Origin of the sequence: Bartonella queenslandensis AUST/NH15 (assembly GCF_000312585.1) — a bacterium.
GTDB classification, from domain to species: Bacteria; Pseudomonadota; Alphaproteobacteria; order Rhizobiales; family Rhizobiaceae; genus Bartonella; species Bartonella queenslandensis_A.
In genome coordinates this window covers 1-284 of record NZ_HE998203.1, presented here as the reverse complement: position 1 = coordinate 284, position 284 = coordinate 1, and the positions used below count along the sequence as shown (strand labels likewise).

The following is a 284-nucleotide window of genomic DNA, read 5'->3' as shown; positions in this document are numbered from 1 at the left end:
CCACTTCGATGGCTGTCCCGATCCAACCAAAAGAGGCAGCAAATGCACTTCCTGAGAGCATAACGCCCCGAAACGCCGCCACCAGTAAAGTCATGGGGCGAAGAAGACGCAGCACATGCCCACCAAAGCTTGCTGCCATTAAACCCAGCGAGCGCCCTGATGCGATAAGTGAACGCCAACTTGCTTGCAATGTGCGGCTCACAGCCCTCATTTTGATAAAAGAGCCCATCAATTGAAGAATCCCGAGGCGTGTTCCTGCAAAAGTAAAACGCAAAACACGCAAA

1 pseudogene is annotated in these 284 nt (G+C 52.1%); it reads right to left on the bottom strand.

The annotated features are described in order from the left end of the window. Positions 1 to 284 (bottom strand): annotated as a pseudogene (locus tag BN338_RS12330) (phage tail tape measure protein); the annotation flags it as partial.